Consider the following 15,937-nt stretch of genomic DNA (forward strand, 5'->3'; position numbering starts at 1 on the left):
ATATAGAAGTGAGTCGAGAATGAGCAACCCGCCCGAGCCAATCATTCGCCGCGAATGTATTGCTCCAGTTGTCTGATCAGGTCCGCCTGCTCGGCAATGGCTTCCTTGACCAGGTCACCGATGGACAACAGGCCGACCAGCTTGCCGTTTTCCACCACGGGCAAATGCCGCAGGTGTTTCTCGGTCATGATGCTCAGGCAGGTCTCGACGTTCTGGTGTGGATCGATCGTGATCACGGGCGAAACCATGATGTCGCTGACTTTCGTGCCCACCGAAGAGCGTCCGTGCAGGACCATTTTGCGCGCATAGTCACGCTCGCTGATGATGCCCAGCACTTCATCGTTCTTGACCACCAGCAAGGCACCGACATTTTTCTCGGCCATGCGCATCAAGGCCTGCAAGACCATGTCATCCGGGGAAATGGTGTGCACTTGCTGGTTTTTCTCGTCTTTTATCCGGAGCAACTGCGCGACGGTTTTCATGGGGAAGCCTCGGGTGTTGTTTTTGCGGGTGGTTCAAGAATCGTAGACCCAACGGCGCAGAGCAAGCGGTAAAGCGGCAGTCAGCCGTCCAAAACCGTCATGGATGGTGAAAATCCACTGATTTTATTGTGGCGCGCTGTCGTGGCGGGGGAGCTTGCTCCCGCTGGGCTGCGTAGCGGCCCTAAAAAAGCCATGACAACCCGGGGTGTCAGGCAGATACAGGGGGCCGCTGCGCGACCCAGCGGGAGCAAGCTCCCTCGCCACGACAGCAGATCCAAGCAGGTGAAGTCCTCTGGTCACAGGTAGAATGCGTAACACGCAAAATTCGAGGTTTCAGCGGTGGATCTACAGCAGGGCTTCGTCCTGACCCGGCATTGGCGCGATACCCCGGCGGGCACTGAAGTCGAGTTCTGGCTGGCGACGGATGCCGGTCCCCGGCGCCTGCGCCTGCCGGTGCAGACGTCGGTGGCGTTCGTACCGCAGATCCAGCGTGGCCAGGTCGAGGCGCTGTTGCAGGGCGAGAAGGATGTCGATTTGCGGCCCCTGGACCTGCTGGATTTCGAGCACCGCCCGGTGCTCGGCCTGTATTGCCGGCAACATGCGCAACTGATGCGGCTGGACACGACATTGCGGCGGGCGGGCGTGGATGTATTCGAGGCCGACGTCCGGCCGCCGGAACGCTACCTGATGGAGCGCTTTATCACCGCACCGGTCTGGTTCGGCGGCACGCCCTCAACCGAGGGCTTGTTCCTGGATGCCCAGATGAAACCCGCGCCCGACTATCGGCCACCGCTGCGGCTGGTGTCCCTGGACATCGAAACCACCGCCCAGGGAGATTTGTATTCGATTGCCCTGGAGGGCTGCGGCGAGCGCCAGGTCTATATGCTCGGGCCGCCCAATGGCGATGATCGCGAGGTGGATTTCCAGCTGGAATACTGCGAGTCCCGCGCGGCGCTGTTGAAGAAACTCAACGAGTGGTTCGCCCGCTTCGATCCCGACGCAATCATCGGCTGGAACCTGGTGCAGTTCGATCTGCGCGTGCTGCATGAACACGCCCGCCGCCTGGCCGTGCCGCTGCGTCTTGGCCGTGGCGGGGAAGAAATGCAATGGCGCGAGCACGGCGCGCGCAACAACCATTTTTTTGCCTCGGCGGCTGGCCGGTTGATCATCGATGGGATCGAGTCCTTGCGCTCGGCGACCTGGAGTTTTCCTTCGTTCAGCCTGGAAAACGTCGCCCAGACCCTGTTGGGCGAGGGCAAGTCCATCGACAACCCGTACCAGCGCATGGACGAAATCAACCGCATGTTCGCCGAGGATAAACCGGCCCTGGCTCGCTACAACCTCAAGGATTGCGAGTTGGTCACGCGCATCTTCGCCAAGACCGAGCTGCTCAAGTTCCTGCTGGAACGGGCCAGCGTCACCGGCCTGCCGGCGGATCGCAGCGGCGGCTCGGTGGCGGCGTTCACGCATCTGTACATGCCGCTGATGCATCGCCAGGGTTTCGTCGCGCCGAACCTCGGCCAGCGCCCGCCGGAGGCCAGCCCTGGCGGGTTTGTGATGGATTCCCAGCCGGGGCTCTACGAATCGGTGTTGGTGCTGGACTACAAGAGCCTGTATCCGTCGATCATCCGCACCTTTCTCATCGACCCGGTGGGCTTGATCGAAGGCCTGCGCCACCCGGACGACACCGAGTCGGTGCCAGGTTTTCGCGGGGCGCGGTTCTCGCGCACCCGGCACTGCCTGCCGGCCATCGTGGCGCGGGTTGCCGACGGCCGGGAAACCGCCAAGCGCGAACACAACGCGCCGCTGTCCCAGGCACTGAAAATCATCATGAACGCGTTCTACGGCGTGCTTGGCTCCAGTGGCTGTCGTTTCTTCGATTCGCGCCTGGCGTCGTCCATCACCTTGCGCGGCCACCAGATCATGCAGCGTACCCGGCAACTGATCGAAGCGCGGGGCCATGTGGTGATCTATGGCGATACCGATTCGACCTTCGTCTGGTTACGCCGCCCCCACGGCCTGGAAGAAGCCGCGACGATCGGCCGGGAGCTGGTCGCTCACGTCAACCAATGGTGGCGTGATCACGTACGAGAAGAGTTCGAACTGGAAAGCGCGCTGGAGCTGCAATTCGAAACCCACTTCAAGCGTTTCCTGATGCCGACCATCCGCGGCGCGGAGGAGGGCAGCAAGAAGCGCTACGCCGGTTTGGTGACCCGTGCCGACGGCAGCGATGAAATCATCTACAAGGGCCTGGAGACCGTGCGCACCGACTGGTCGCCCCTGGCCCGGCAGTTCCAGCAGGAACTGTATGGACGGATCTTCCATCGCCAGCCCTATCAGGATTACGTTCGCGATTATGTCCAGCAGACCCTGGCCGGCGCGTTCGACGAACGCCTGGTCTACCGCAAGCGCTTGCGTCGTCCGCTGGACGACTACGAGCGCAACGTGCCGCCACATGTGCGGGCCGCGCGGCTGGCCGACGAGTTCAACGAGCGCCAGGGCCGGCCACGGCAATACCAGAATGGGGGCTGGATCAGCTACGTCATCACCGTCGCCGGCCCCGAGCCGCTGGAAATCCGTAGCGCGCCGATTGACTATGACCACTACGTGACGAAGCAGCTGCAGCCGGTGGCGGATGCGATCCTGCCGTTTGTGGATGATGATTTTTCAACGTTGATCGGTGGACAGATGGGGTTGTTCTAGATTCACACCTAACCATTGTGGCGAGGGGATTTAGCGAAACGTCGCACCGCCCCGCTCGAGTGCGCAGCGCTCGCAAGTTTTTGGGGCCGCTACGCAGCCCAGCGGGGATAAATCCCCTCGCCACAGGTAATGCGCATCCCTTGATGGAAACTAAACCATCGCCAACCGCTGCTTGCCCTGTGGCTGCGGGAACACCAGGTCCAATGCCGCCAGATCCTGAGGCTCAAGCTGCAGATTCGCCGCTTCGGCGTTCAGGCGCACGTGTTCAGCTTGCACGGCCTTGGGGATGGCAATGACATTGTCCCGGCGCAGCAGCCAGGCGAGGGCGATCTGTGCCGGCGTCGCGCGGTGGCGTTCGGCGATTTGTTGCAGGGTGTGGTCCTTGAGCAAATGCCCGCCCTGGCCGACCGGACAATAGGCCATGACCGGCATGCGCTGATGCTGGCTCCAGGGCAGCAGGTCGAATTCGATGCCGCGTTCTTGCAGGTTGTACAACACTTGATTGGTAGCGCAGACCGGCGAGGCCAGCTCCTCCAGATCGTCGACGTCAAAGTTCGACACGCCCCAGCGGCCGATCTTGCCTTCTTCGCGCAGGCGCTCAAACGCTTCGACGGTTTCCTCCAGTGGGTACTGGCCGCGCCAGTGCAGCAAATAGAGGTCGATATAATCGGTGTCGAGGCGCCGCAAGCTGCGCTCGCAGGCCAACGGAATGCCTTTGCGGCTGGCATTGTGCGGGTAGACCTTGCTCACCAGGAACACCTGGTCGCGTAGCCCGGTGATCGCTTCGCCAACGACCTGCTCGGCGCCGCCCTCGGCATACATTTCGGCCGTGTCGATCAGGCTCATGCCCAGTTCGATGCCCAGGCGCAGGGCAGCTACTTCTTTCTTGTGATGGGACGGTTCCTCACCCATCCGCCAGGTGCCCTGGCCGATTACCGGTACGGATACGCCGGCCAATTCCACAGTTCTCATGCACATCTCCTGTCGTGCTGGTCGATACAGCGTGTGGCAGCAGGATAGACCAGGCGTTCCAACCTTGATCGTTCCCGCGCATAAGGCGGGAACGATCGGTGGGTGGCAGGATTACTCGGCCGAGAACTTCAGCACCATGGTCTGGGTGTAGGTCTGGCCCGGATCAAGTCGCGTGGTAGGGAAGGACGGCTGGTTTGGCGAATCGGGATAATGCTGGGTTTCCAGGGTAAACGCGCTCCAGTGCGGGTAGACCTTGCCTTGCTTGCCCTTGATCGTGCCGTCGAGGAAGTTGCTGGTGTAGAACTGCACGCCCGGCTCGCTGGTGTAGAGCTGCAGGCGCCGGCCCGACTGCGGATCCAGGACGTCGGCGGCGAGTTTGCTCACGTCGCCCTTGGCGTCGAGGACCCAGTTGAAATCGAAGCCGCCTTGTTTCGGTTCGGCAAATTTCAGCTGCGGATGATCAGCCTTGATATGCGTGCCAATGGGCGTGGGCTTGGTGAAATCCATCGGGGTGCCGGCTACTGGCGCCAGCTCGCCGGTGGGGATCAGCTTGGCGGTCACCGGTGTGTAGCGGGACGCATGCAGCGTCGCGACTTGCTTGAGGATGTCGCCATTACCGGCGCCGGCCAGGTTGAAATAGCTGTGGTTGGTCAGGTTCAGCACGGTCGGTTTGTCGGTGGTGGCCTTGTAGTCGATGCGCAATTCGTTCTGGTCGTTGAGGCTGTAGGTGACGTCGGTCTTCAGGTTGCCGGGAAAGCCCATTTCATCGTCCGCCGACACATACGTCAGGGTTACGCCTACCGAGTCTTTGCCATTGCTCGGCTCGGCCTTCCAGACACGCTTGTCGAAGCCTTGCGGCCCGCCGTGCAGGGAATTGTCCTTGTCGTTCTGCGGCACCTGGTAGCGTTTGCCATCCAGCTCGAACGCACCGCCGGCCAGACGGTTGCCGAAGCGACCGATGGTCGCGCCGAAATACACGTTGCCGTTCTTCTGGTAGCCCTGCACATCGTCGAAGCCGAGCACGATGTCGGCAGTCATGCCGTTTTTGTCCGGCACGATCAGTGACTGGAGGATCCCGCCGTAAGTGATGACGGTCGCCTCGACGCCGTGGCTGTTGCGCAGTACGTATTTTTCAACCGGCGTGCCGTCGTTGGTCTTGCCGAAGGCAACGCGTTCATTGGTCAGGCCGGCGGCCTGGGCAGAGGTGGCAATCATCAGAGAGACTCCGAGGGCCGTGAGCAGATGTCTGGATTCAAGCATGGTGTGACCTTCCTTTCCTGTTGTTTTGTTGTTGTTTTTAACGTGGTCGAGTCCGTTATCTGTCGGACAGCGATGAAGGTTTTTCTGTTCAGTAGTCTTTCTATTTGAGGGTGGAGAAGGGATTTATAGCTATAAATCGAGATTTATCAATTAAAAAGTAAGACTAATTGAGCGAGACGAGCCTTGGCCAAACGTGCACTTTCACGGCCGCTACCGCACTTTTACGGTTTTTGCCGCTCTATCCATGGCCAGGAAACGGCGATTCCCCACCGCTTCCCCATGCCCAGACCGAGATTCGATGGCCGCTGTCTTACATTCCGTGAGGGTCTTGCCACGTCGCTGCGGCTTGCTGCTGGCGAGCCTGTTGCTGATGCTCAGCGGCGGATGCAGCCATCAGCAAGGCCAGGACATGGTTACCCAGTTCAGCAATGCCAGGCCCCAGGAGTTCTTGCAGACCAGCGTCGACCGCATGGCCACGCTGTCGATGCATGACAACCTGCAGAGCCTTTACCTGCTGATGCACAAGCTCTACCTGCGCAACCCGGAAGAACTGCGTAAATCCGGCTTTCTCGATGCCCGTATCGCCGTGAAACAGGTGCGCGAGGCGATTGAACAGCAGCAACCCTTGCCGGCCCTGGGCAACAGGAAGGACCTGGCAGCGCTGAGCTACGCGATGAGTCCCGAGTTTCTCGGCGACCGGGTCGGAGCGTTCATCTATGCCATTGGCAGCATGCTGGTGACGGCTCACGGCAACCGTCTCGAGTTCTACATGACCGACACCATTGATCCGCGCTTCGTCAGCAACGCGGCGCGCAACATCGAGAAAGCCACGTGGCTATTGGGCCAGCGGCAGAACAAGGACGGCACGCCGATGCTGTTCTCCAATGAAATCTCGGAGGAGGGCAGCAACCTGAGCTTTGCCGTGGAGTTCGGGAAGATCGTCGCGCGCCTCGACCTGCTGACCCAGATGCTGGACGAGCGCTATCGGCGAATCGGCTTGAATTATGCGCAGAGTCTGTTGTTTCTCAATTTCCTGCCTGTTCAGTAGCTGCGTCGTGCAAATGGAATAAACATAGATCACATCGATATAGGGAGTTATAAGAAAAATCGCTATGCTCGCGGCCAGATTTTTCATGCGGTCGCGCTGAGACGGGTTTGATGGATTTCGGTAATGTCGGTTTAGTCGTAGCGGGACTGGTGGTCGGTTTCATCGTCGGGATGACCGGCGTCGGCGGCGGATCGCTGATGACGCCCATTTTGTTGTGGTTCGGCATCAACCCCGCGACGGCGGTGGGGACTGACCTGCTGTACGCGGCCATTACCAAATCCGGCGGCGTTCTGGTCCATGCGAAAAACCGCAATATCGACTGGGCCATCACCGGTTGGCTGACTTTGGGCAGTGTGCCGGCGGTTGGGCTGACCCTGTGGTTTCTCAGCAGCCTGAACAGTTCTCCCGACGCGATGAACGCGGTCATCAAGCAAGCCCTGGGCTTTTTGCTGTTCGCCACCGCCCTGGCAATCCTGTTCAAGAAGCGCCTGCTGCAGTTTGCCCATGACCGCGCCGGCGGCCATTACAACCCCAGTGGCTCGCGGCTCAACCTGCTGACTGTCATCACCGGCCTGGTGCTGGGCACGATGGTCGCATTGACTTCCATCGGCGCCGGCGCCCTGGGCACCGTCGCGCTGTTCATCCTTTATCCGTTCCTGGTCACCAAGCGCCTGGTCGGCACCGAAATCGCCCATGCCGTGCCGTTGACCCTGGTCGCGGGCCTTGGCCACGCAAGCATGGGCAACATGGACTGGCACATCCTCGGCTTTCTGCTGATTGGTTCGTTGCCGGGCATCTATCTGGGCAGCCACTTGTCGGGACGCATTTCCGACGAGCTCCTGCGCCCTTGCCTGGCGGTGATGTTGGCCATGATCGGTTTCAAACTCGCGTTCTGATTTGGTCGGAGTCATGGCTGCCTCGGCATAGTCATACCTGTAAACCAGGTACTGATGAGGCCTCGATCCATGAACAGCCCAGCCAGAGATCTGCTGCAACGCCTGCGCCGTCGTCGCGCCGAACCGCGCACCGATATCGCCGACATCCTGCGCCGTCACGCCGAACCGCTGCCTGCCGAGGACAGCCCGAGCTTTGGCGAAATGTTTGATCGCTTCGCCGACGCCAAGGTCGTGCTGATCGGCGAAGCCAGCCACGGCACCCATGATTTCTACCGCACCCGCGCTGCGATCAGCCGGCACCTGATCGAGAATCACGGCTTCGGCATTGTTGCCGTCGAAGCGGACTGGCCCGACGCTGGACAAATCGACCGCTGCGTGCGCGACCTGGGGCCCTCGGCCTGGAAGCAGCAGGCATTCGCCCGATTTCCCAGCTGGATGTGGCGCAACACCGACGTCCAGGACTTTGTACGTTGGTTGCGCCGCTACAACCTCGGCCAGCCTGACGCTCGCCGCGTGGAGTTTCGCGGCTTGGACGTCTATAGTCTGCGCCACTCCATTGACGAGGTGCTCGATTACCTCGACAAGAGCCATCCCCACCTGGCCCGTGACGCCCGCCATCGTTATGGCTGTCTGACGCCCTGGCACGACGACCCGGCGCTGTATGGCCATTTCACCGAGCGCGGCAACCTGGCGACATGCGAAGACGCCGTGGTCGAACAGCTCAACACGCTGCTCGCCGAGCGCCTTGATCCGTTGATCGAGGATGACGAGGGCTTCTTCAGCGCGGTGCAGAACGCCCGGGTCGTACGCGCCGCCGAACAGTACTACCGCGCCATGTATCGCGGCGGCAAGTCATCCTGGAACCTGCGCGACCGGCACATGTTCGACACCTTGCAAAGCCTGCTGGAGCATCGCGGGCCCGATGCGAAAGCGATCGTCTGGGCGCATAACTCCCACATCGGCAACGCTGCCGCGACACGAATGGGCTGGGAGGGTGAGTTCAACATCGGCCAGTTGTGTCGAATGGCCTATGGCCGTGGCGCGGTGCTGCTGGGCATGGGGACCGACCGTGGCAGCGTGGCGGCGGCCGACGATTGGGACGCGCCGATGAAAATCAAGCAGGTGGTGCCGGCGCTGGCCGGCAGTTGGGAGCGGGAGTTTTTGCTCGCGGGTGTGCGCGCATCGCTTACGGACTGGCGGACCGACCCGGACGAAGCGCTGTTGGAGGTGCTGTCCGAGCCGCTGCTCGAACGCGCGATCGGAGTGATCTACCGCCCTGAAACCGAACGCCAGAGTCATTATTTCGAAGCGGTACTGGCCGAGCAGTTCGACGCCTGGCTCTGGTTCGAGCAGACCGAAGCCGTCACGCCGTTGCCCACGCCGCACACGCTGGAGCGCGAGGAAGACACCTTCCCGTTTGGCCTCTGAAGCAGGTCTGCCGTGGTTGCGCTATGGGTCCGTTGGCCTAAGCTTCAGGCAGGCAATAGCGGTATCGGGCGACTCTCGCGGAACAATCGCCGCCATGTGCAATCAGTACAGCGTAATTATCAAAAGGAGAGGCGCATGCTTATTCGGTCGTTGACCTTCGCTACCTTGCTGGCCATCGCCGGCCCGTTGTTCGCCGCCGATGGCGACTCACCCCTGGTAGCGGAGGTGGGCAAGTCCCGGCCTGTGATTGTCATTGCGCCCAGTTCTGTCGATCCTGCGTGGGTCAGCCTGAAGAAAGCCTTGGACGAACCGGCGGGCAAGCAGGGTTTTTCGGAGCGCAACATGGTGCTCTATACCGTGCTCAATACCATCGGCCAGCGTGATGGCAAGGACCTCGACCCGCAAAGCACCATGGCGTTGATCCGTTCCCTCAAGCTGGGAGCGGGAGCGCAGACCAAGATCATCCTGGTGGGCAAGGACGGGGAAAAGAAGCTTGAGCATTCCGGCGCGATCGAACTGAAGCAACTGTTCGATACCGTCGACAAGCTGCCCGAGGCGGAAAAACAAGCCACGGCGCCCACCCCACCGCCAGCGCCGGAACCCGAGCCGGCCAAGGACGCCAAAGGCACCAAGCCGGGCAAGGCGACCAAGCCTGCGGCTGCGCCGAAACCGTTGGATGACTGATTCCCGAAAGCAACGATACCCCTGTGGCGAGGGAGCTTGCTCCCGCTGGGCTGCGTAGCAGCCCTATGCTTTTTCCGGGCTCATCGTCTGACAGATTTGGGCCGCTTCGCGACCCAGCGGGAGCAAGCTCCCTCGCCACAAAAGCACCTCATCGCGCTTCTAATGCCATCAGGATCTGGTGCGCGGCTCTCACGCGTTCTTCAATCGGGTAGTTCTTGTTCGCCAGCATCACGATTCCCAAGTCCTCTCCAGCGACGAACGCTGCGTATGCGCCGAAACCGTTAGTCGAACCTGTCTTGTTGATCCAGGCGCCGTCGGGCGTGGGGAGCGGTGGGGTGAGCGGCTCGGCCTTTTGCGGCGTCAAAGCCATCTGTGGACTGTTGCCGGCGAGCAACCCATCGAGGGTGAGCGGAGGTAGGTAGAACTCCCAGCCCAGCCCCTGATGCATCCCTCCAACCTTGTAGAAACCTGTGTGTGTCGTAGCAACGGCTCGCTGCAGATCCGCGTCCAGTTTCCCGGGTTGCAGATTGACCTCGACAAACCGGATCAGGTCCGCTGAGCTGATCTTCACCCCGTAGGCTTCGGAGGCCAGCGCGCCAGGCCCGACCCGCACAGGCTTGCCATCCTTGGCGTAGCCTTGGGCGTAGGTTGCCATTTGATTGTGTGGCACTTGTACGTAGCTGTGCTTGAGACCCAGCCCGGGCATCAGCGTCTGTTCCATCACTTCATCAAACGGTCGACCCAGGCTGCGGGCCGCCAGGAAGCCGAACAAGCCGATGCTCGGGTTCGAATAGAGCCGCTGGGTGCCGGCCGGGTAGAGCGGTTTCCAGGATTTGTAGTAGCCGAACATCCGGTCGGGATGGTCGGCATCGTCGGGAAACTGCAACGGCAGGCCGCCCGCGCTATAGGTGGCGAGATCGAGCAGGCGGGCGTTTTCAAGGGCACTGCCGCGCAGTTCGGGGGCATAGCGCCCGGCAAGGTCTGACAGCTGCAGTTTGCCCTGGGCCTGGGCGTAGGCGCCGAGTGTCGCGGTAAAGGTCTTGCTGATCGAGCCGACTTCGAACAGGGTCTGCTCGGTGACGGCTTTTCTGGTGTCTTTGGAGGCAACGCCATAATTGAAGAACCGGCGTTGGCCGTTGTGCGTGATCGCCACGGCCATGCCCGCGATGTCCTGCTCTTTCATCAAGGGTTGGATAACGGCATTGACCGTGTCTTCAATGCGCTCCTGGGCGAAGCCCGGGGTCGTCCCGCAGGCCAGGGCAAAAGTCCCGGCGAGTATCGATTTGGCAATGTGCATCTGGACCGCTCTCGTTAGCCTTCCTTGAGGGCGGTCAATCTAGGACGTTTTCCGCTGTCGGGCAATCCGAGGCTATCGAGTAGAGGCCAGGTTCAGAGTGGTCCCACAAGGATGCGGGAGCATTCCTACAAAAAGCCCGGCGGCCTGACGCGACCGGCCTCAAGCCAAACCACACAAAGCGGCGGCCGCCGGGTAAACTCGCGGCTCTTTCCAAAGGAGTTCCCATGAGTTACTACCAGCCCGGCATTCTCGCCACCCCTGTTCCGCCTCAGGCCCGTCATCTGTTTTTTGCCCTGGAATCGGTCGAGGCACTGCCGGCTGCGATCGACAAGCTGTTGCTGCAACTGGATGGCCGCGTGGTAGTCGGCTTTGGCGAGTCGCTGGTCCAGGCGCTGGGCGCCAAGGTCGAAGGCTTGCGCGCGTTCCCGGCGCTGGCGGGCGTCGGCGTGGACAACCCGTCGACCCAGCACGCGCTCTGGTGCTGGCTGCACGGCGAGGACCGGGGCGAGCTGATGCACCGCAGTCGCGCCATCGAAGCGGCATTGGCGCCGGCACTGCGTCTGGTGCAGATGAACGAAACCTTTCGGCACATGACCGGCCACGACCTGACCGGCTACGAAGATGGCACCGAAAACCCTCACAACGAAGCGGCCGTGGCCGCCGCCCTGGCCCAGGGCAACGACGGGCTGCGCGGTGGCAGTTTTGCTGCGATCCAGCAATGGCAGCATGACCTGGACGGTTTCGCCGCGATGCAGCCCCATGAGCGAGACAACATCATGGGCCGGCGTCTGAGCGATAACGAAGAGCTCGAAGATGCGCCTGAGTCTGCCCACGTCAAGCGCACGGCCCAGGAAAGCTTTGCTCCGGAGGCTTTTGTCGTACGCCGTTCCATGCCCTGGATCGAAGGTGACCGCGCTGGCCTGATGTTCCTGGCGTTCGGTTTTTCCCTGGACGCCTTCGAGGCGCAATTGCGGCGCATGAGCGGTCTGGAGGACGGTATTACCGATGGCCTGTATCGCATGAGTCGGCCGATTACCGGTGGTTACTACTGGTGCCCGCCGCAGTTGGACGGGCGCCTGGACCTGCGGGCTCTCGCCCGCTAAGCAGCGTCCCGCCCCGGCAGGCCGGTCGCGTTGTGCAAATCGTCGAGTCAACGCTATCCTTGGGCCCGACGTATTTGCCTGGAAACGGGAGAGCAAGCGTGGATAAAGTCATCGTCATCACCGGTGGCGGGCGTGGGATCGGGGCGGCCACGGCGTTGTTGGCGGCCGACCTGGGCTATCGGATCTGCATCAACTACCAGTCGGATGAAAACGCCGCCCAGGATGTGCTCGCCCAGATCCGTGCCAAGGGCGCGCAGGCCATTGCGGTGCGGGCCGACGTGAGCATCGAGGACGAAGTGGTCGGCCTGTTCAACCGCGTGGACACCGAGCTGGGCCGCGTCACCGCCCTGGTGAACAACGCCGGTACGGTTGCCCATAAATCCCGACTCGATGAAATGTCCGAGTTCCGCATGCTCAAGATCCTGAAGACCAACGTGCTCGGGCCGATGTTGTGCGCCAAGCAGGCGGTGCTGCGCATGTCGCCCCGGCATGGCGGGCAGGGCGGCAGCATCGTCAACGTTTCCTCGGTTGCCGCCCGCTTGGGCGCACCGGGTGAATATGTCGACTACGCGGCCTCCAAAGGCGCATTGGACACCTTCACCGTCGGCCTTTCCAAGGAGGTCGCTGGCGAAGGTATTCGCGTCAATGCGGTCCGCCCGGGCTACATCTACACCGATTTCCATGCCCTCAGCGGCGATCCGGAGCGGGTCAGCAAGCTGGAATCGGCGATCCCCATGGCCCGGGGCGGACGTCCGGACGAAGTGGCCGAGGCGATTATCTGGCTGCTGTCGGACAAGGCTTCGTATGCGACCGGGACGTTTGTGGAGCTGGGGGGCGGGCGCTGATCCTGGATGCCTGTTCCGGCGCCATCGCGAGCAAGCTCGCTCCCACATTGGAATGCGATCCCCTGTGGGAGCGAGCCTGCTCGCGAAGGCAATCCCAAAGGCTACATCGCACTCAGAACGATCGGATAATCCGCCCCAACGTCTCCATGGCCTTTTCCGACACATCGGTCCAGGGCCCGCCATAGTTCAGGCGAATACAGTTCCTGAAGCGCCGGGTCGCTGAGAAGATCGGCCCCGGTGCGATACTGATGCCTTGCGCCAGAGCCATCTGGAATAGTTTCAGCGAATCAATCTGCTCCGGCAGCTCCAGCCACAAGAAGTACCCACCCGCCGGCTGGCTCACCCGAGTCTGCGCCGGAAAATACCGGGCTATGGCGGCGAGCATGGCGCTTTGCTGTTCTTCCAGGGCGTAGCGCAACTTGCGCAGGTGACGGTCGTAGCCGCCATGCTGCAGGTAATCGGCGATCGCGGCCTGGGCCGGCATCGAGGCGCACAGTGAAGTCATCAGCTTGAGTCGCTCGATCTTCCGGGCGTAGCGCCCGGCGGCGACCCAGCCGATGCGGTAGCCCGGGGCCAGGCTCTTGGCGAATGAGCCGCAGTGCATCACCAGGCCTTCGGTGTCGAACGCTTTCGCCGGCTTGGGAGCCTGCTGGCCGTAGTAGAGTTCGGCATAGACATCATCCTCGATCAACGGCACCTGGTAGCGACGCAACAGTTCGACCAGGGCTTGTTTTCGCGCTTCGGGCATGGTCGCGCCAATCGGGTTCTGGAAGCTGGTCATGCACCAGCAGGCCTTGACCGGATGGCGCGCCAACGTCTGTTCCAGCACATCGAGATCAATGCCGTCGCGTGGGTGGACGGGGATTTCCACCGCCTTGAGTTTCAGCCGTTCGAGCACTTGCAGGCTGGCATAGAAGGCGGGCGCCTCGATTGCCACCAGGTCGCCCGGCTCGGTCACGGCTTGCAGGCACAGGTTCAATGCTTCCAGGGCGCCGTTGGTGACGAGCAGTTCCTCCATGGGCAGCATCAGCCCGCCGACCATATAGCGCAGGGCGATCTGGCGGCGCAGTTGAGGGTTGCCCGGCGACATGTCGGTGACCACTACGCGAGGATCCATGTCCCGCGTGGCGCTGGACAACGAGCGGGACAGGCGTTGCAGGGGAAACAGCGTCGGGCTGGGGAATGCCGAGCCGAACGGTACGGTCGTCGGATCCTTGATCGAGTCGAGCACCGAAAATACCAGTTCGCTGACGTCGACCTCGGTGGACTCGTGGACCTGGCTGCTGGCGACCGGCTCGCAGAACGGGCTCGGCGCGTGATGATTGACGAAGTAGCCGGAGCGCGGCCGGGCACGGATCAGACCACGTCGCTCCAGCAGGTAATAGGCCTGGAACACGGTTGACGGACTGACGCCGTAGGTCTGGCTGGCGTAGCGCACCGACGGCACCCGTTGGCCCGGCCCGAGCATGCCGGAGCGGATCAGTTCGGCGATATCGTCGGCAAATTTTTCGTAGCGTTTCATGGCAGGCCCGGTTTGGAATAACGCGTGGTTCGCGTTTTTAAATGTGGGAGCGAGCTTGCTCGCGATGAGGCCTGCACATTCAACGCTGAGGTCGTCTGGCGTTCCGCCATCGCGATCACAAGGCACATCTTAAGGCTTCATCGATTCATCGGTGCTACAAAACGGCTTTTTGCTTCGCTGTAAATATCGGGCTCATCACTGTCGGCGACCTTGAATGTCAGTTCCTGGGACCCGCTCCGGGGCCGTTCGCTGAGCATCGCCACCGACACCGGCACGTCAACGATTTCTCCGGGTGCCAGGCTCAGCTGCGTCCTGCCTTGCAGGACGAAACCAGCGCCGTCCGACAGCGATAATTGATACGCCTGGCGTTGCTGGGTCTTGTTGATGATCTTCAGGCTGTAGATGTTTTCGATCTGGCCCTGGCTGTTCTCACGGAACAGGCCACGGTCCTTGCTCACATCCAGCGACACCATTGGCCGCTCCACCAGTGCCAGGGCCAGCGCAGCGATCATGACCATCAATACCGCCGTGTAGCCGACCAGCCGTGGTCTCAGCAGGTGAGTCTTGCCGCCTTGCAGCTGACGTTCGGAGGTGTATTTGATCAGGCCACGGGCGTAGCCCATCTTGTCCATGACCGAATCGCAGGCGTCGATGCAGGCCGCACAGCCGATGCATTCCATTTGCAGACCGTCGCGAATATCGATGCCGGTCGGGCAGACCTGTACGCACATCTGGCAGTCAATGCAGTCGCCCAGCCCGATATTGGCCGGGATCGCATCGCGTTTGCGCGGGCCGCGAATTTCGCCACGGGCCATGTCGTAGGAAATGGTCAATGTGTCTTTATCGAACATCACGCTCTGGAACCGCGCATAAGGGCACATGTGCATGCACACGGCTTCGCGCAGCCAGCCGGCGTTGAGGTAGGTCGCCCCGGTGAAAAAAACCACCCAGAACAGACTGACGCCAGCCATTTGCAGGGTCAGCAGCTCTTCCGCCAGCGGCCGGATCGGGGTGAAGTAGCCTACGAACGTCAGGCCGGTGATCAGGCTGATGGCCAGCCACAACGTATGTTTGGCCGAGCGTCGCAGTAGTTTGTTCACGCCCCACGGCGCGGCTTGCAGCTTGATCCGCTGGTTGCGCTCACCTTCGGTGATCTTCTCGACCCACATGAAGATCCAGGTCCATGAGCTCTGAGGACAGGTGTAGCCGCACCACACGCGCCCGGCGAACACGGTAATCGCAAACAGGCCGAACGCGGCAATGATCAACAACGCCGAGAGCAGGATGAAGTCCTGGGGCCAGAAGGTCGCGCCGAAAATGTGGAATTTGCTTTCGGAAAGATCCCAGAGCACTGCCTGGCGACCGTTCCAGTCCAGCCACACCGTGCCGAAGAACAGCAGGAACAGGACGCCGGCACCGCTGATACGCAGGGTACGAAACAAACCGCTGAAGCTGCGGGTGTGGATCAGGTTGTCGGTAGTCCTGGACCTGATCCTAGTGGGTGCGGGGTCGAAGGTCTGTATCAACTGGGCGGGGATTCTTTCGCTCATGGTCGTTCGCTCATCAGCCGCTATCTGGCCGGAGCACTATGACCATCGAACTGTTTGCATAACAGACTCAGGTAGCTTGATAAAAACCGGATCAGATGCCGCACGGCCCCGGCCCTGCGACACTTTGATGCACCCGGCGATGACCGA

13 protein-coding genes are annotated in these 15,937 nt (G+C 61.6%); 7 read left to right on the plus strand and 6 right to left on the minus strand.

Translation table 11 applies throughout. The features are described from left to right. Positions 1–41: 41 nt before the first annotated feature. Positions 42–482, minus strand: a complete 441-nt coding sequence (locus J3P89_RS09635) for a CBS domain-containing protein (protein WP_305500192.1) — start codon at positions 480–482, stop codon at positions 42–44. A gap of 339 nt (positions 483–821) precedes the next feature. Here J3P89_RS09635 and J3P89_RS09640 point away from each other — a divergent pair, with 339 nt between their 5' ends. Then, the gene (locus tag J3P89_RS09640) at positions 822–3,185 is read left to right on the plus strand and encodes a DNA polymerase II (protein ID WP_434697381.1); all 2,364 of its coding nucleotides are present in this window, start codon (positions 822–824) and stop codon (positions 3,183–3,185) included. A 150-nt stretch (positions 3,186–3,335) separates the two neighbouring features. On the opposite strand, the gene J3P89_RS09645 is transcribed toward J3P89_RS09640, so the two are convergent. Together J3P89_RS09645 and J3P89_RS09650 are read right to left on the minus strand one after the other, a co-directional pair. Then, complete coding sequence (locus J3P89_RS09645; protein WP_434630054.1) at positions 3,336–4,157, minus strand: aldo/keto reductase; 822 nt, start codon at positions 4,155–4,157, stop codon at positions 3,336–3,338. Positions 4,158–4,268: 111 nt separating this feature from the next. Next, complete coding sequence (locus J3P89_RS09650; protein ID WP_434697382.1) at positions 4,269–5,417, minus strand: aldose epimerase family protein; 1,149 nt, start codon at positions 5,415–5,417, stop codon at positions 4,269–4,271. 298 nt (positions 5,418–5,715) lie between these two features. On the opposite strand from J3P89_RS09650, the gene J3P89_RS09655 reads away from it, so the two are divergent. From J3P89_RS09655 to J3P89_RS09670, 4 genes are all read left to right on the plus strand, one after another. Then, a complete protein-coding gene (locus J3P89_RS09655) occupies positions 5,716–6,465 on the plus strand; it encodes a hypothetical protein (protein ID WP_434573300.1) in 750 nt (249 codons plus the stop codon). Positions 6,466–6,575: 110 nt separating this feature from the next. Next, entirely contained in the window at positions 6,576–7,361 is a 786-nt protein-coding gene (locus J3P89_RS09660; protein ID WP_434697383.1) for a sulfite exporter TauE/SafE family protein, read from the plus strand. Positions 7,362–7,430: 69 nt separating this feature from the next. Then, positions 7,431–8,789, plus strand: coding sequence for an erythromycin esterase family protein (locus J3P89_RS09665; RefSeq protein ID WP_434697384.1), 1,359 nt, complete (start codon positions 7,431–7,433; stop codon positions 8,787–8,789). 135 nt (positions 8,790–8,924) lie between these two features. After that, positions 8,925–9,473: a DUF4174 domain-containing protein gene (locus J3P89_RS09670; RefSeq protein WP_434697385.1), complete on the plus strand. Its 549-nt coding sequence runs from the start codon at positions 8,925–8,927 to the stop codon at positions 9,471–9,473. 148 nt (positions 9,474–9,621) lie between these two features. Here J3P89_RS09670 and ampC read toward each other — a convergent pair whose 3' ends face one another. Then, positions 9,622–10,770 carry a class C beta-lactamase gene (gene ampC / locus J3P89_RS09675; RefSeq protein WP_434697386.1) on the minus strand — a complete coding sequence of 383 codons (1,149 nt, stop codon included), beginning with the start codon at positions 10,768–10,770 and terminating at the stop codon, positions 9,622–9,624. Between the two features lie 224 nt (positions 10,771–10,994). Here ampC and J3P89_RS09680 point away from each other — a divergent pair, with 224 nt between their 5' ends. Further along, positions 10,995–11,873 (plus strand): Dyp-type peroxidase, encoded by an 879-nt coding sequence (locus J3P89_RS09680; protein WP_434697387.1) that lies wholly within the window; start codon positions 10,995–10,997, stop codon positions 11,871–11,873. Between the two features lie 98 nt (positions 11,874–11,971). Continuing rightward, positions 11,972–12,718 (plus strand): SDR family oxidoreductase, encoded by a 747-nt coding sequence (locus J3P89_RS09685; RefSeq protein ID WP_305500206.1) that lies wholly within the window; start codon positions 11,972–11,974, stop codon positions 12,716–12,718. A 112-nt stretch (positions 12,719–12,830) separates the two neighbouring features. Here J3P89_RS09685 and mapR read toward each other — a convergent pair whose 3' ends face one another. Together mapR and ccoG are read right to left on the minus strand one after the other, a co-directional pair. Continuing rightward, positions 12,831–14,240 (minus strand): GntR family transcriptional regulator MpaR, encoded by a 1,410-nt coding sequence (mapR, locus tag J3P89_RS09690; RefSeq protein ID WP_305500207.1) that lies wholly within the window; start codon positions 14,238–14,240, stop codon positions 12,831–12,833. Positions 14,241–14,377: 137 nt separating this feature from the next. Continuing rightward, the gene (gene ccoG, locus J3P89_RS09695; protein WP_434697388.1) at positions 14,378–15,790 is read right to left on the minus strand and encodes a cytochrome c oxidase accessory protein CcoG; all 1,413 of its coding nucleotides are present in this window, start codon (positions 15,788–15,790) and stop codon (positions 14,378–14,380) included. Positions 15,791–15,937: the final 147 nt, after the last annotated feature.

The organism is Pseudomonas sp. Z1-14 (genome assembly GCF_051132005.1).
GTDB lineage: Bacteria > Pseudomonadota > Gammaproteobacteria > Pseudomonadales > Pseudomonadaceae > Aquipseudomonas.

Excerpts from the sequence above, each read along its gene's own strand:
- J3P89_RS09635 (WP_305500192.1), bottom strand. The coding sequence starts at position 482 with ATGAAAACCGTCGCGCAGTTGCTCCGGATAAAAGACGAGAAAAACCAG.
- J3P89_RS09645 (WP_434630054.1), bottom strand. The coding sequence starts at position 4,157 with ATGAGAACTGTGGAATTGGCCGGCGTATCCGTACCGGTAATCGGCCAG.
- J3P89_RS09650 (WP_434697382.1), bottom strand. The coding sequence starts at position 5,417 with ATGCTTGAATCCAGACATCTGCTCACGGCCCTCGGAGTCTCTCTGATG.
- J3P89_RS09655 (WP_434573300.1), top strand. The coding sequence starts at position 5,716 with ATGGCCGCTGTCTTACATTCCGTGAGGGTCTTGCCACGTCGCTGCGGC.
- J3P89_RS09660 (WP_434697383.1), top strand. The coding sequence starts at position 6,576 with ATGGATTTCGGTAATGTCGGTTTAGTCGTAGCGGGACTGGTGGTCGGT.
- J3P89_RS09665 (WP_434697384.1), top strand. The coding sequence starts at position 7,431 with ATGAACAGCCCAGCCAGAGATCTGCTGCAACGCCTGCGCCGTCGTCGC.
- J3P89_RS09670 (WP_434697385.1), top strand. The coding sequence starts at position 8,925 with ATGCTTATTCGGTCGTTGACCTTCGCTACCTTGCTGGCCATCGCCGGC.
- ampC (WP_434697386.1), bottom strand. The coding sequence starts at position 10,770 with ATGCACATTGCCAAATCGATACTCGCCGGGACTTTTGCCCTGGCCTGC.
- J3P89_RS09680 (WP_434697387.1), top strand. The coding sequence starts at position 10,995 with ATGAGTTACTACCAGCCCGGCATTCTCGCCACCCCTGTTCCGCCTCAG.
- mapR (WP_305500207.1), bottom strand. The coding sequence starts at position 14,240 with ATGAAACGCTACGAAAAATTTGCCGACGATATCGCCGAACTGATCCGC.
- ccoG (WP_434697388.1), bottom strand. The coding sequence starts at position 15,790 with ATGAGCGAAAGAATCCCCGCCCAGTTGATACAGACCTTCGACCCCGCA.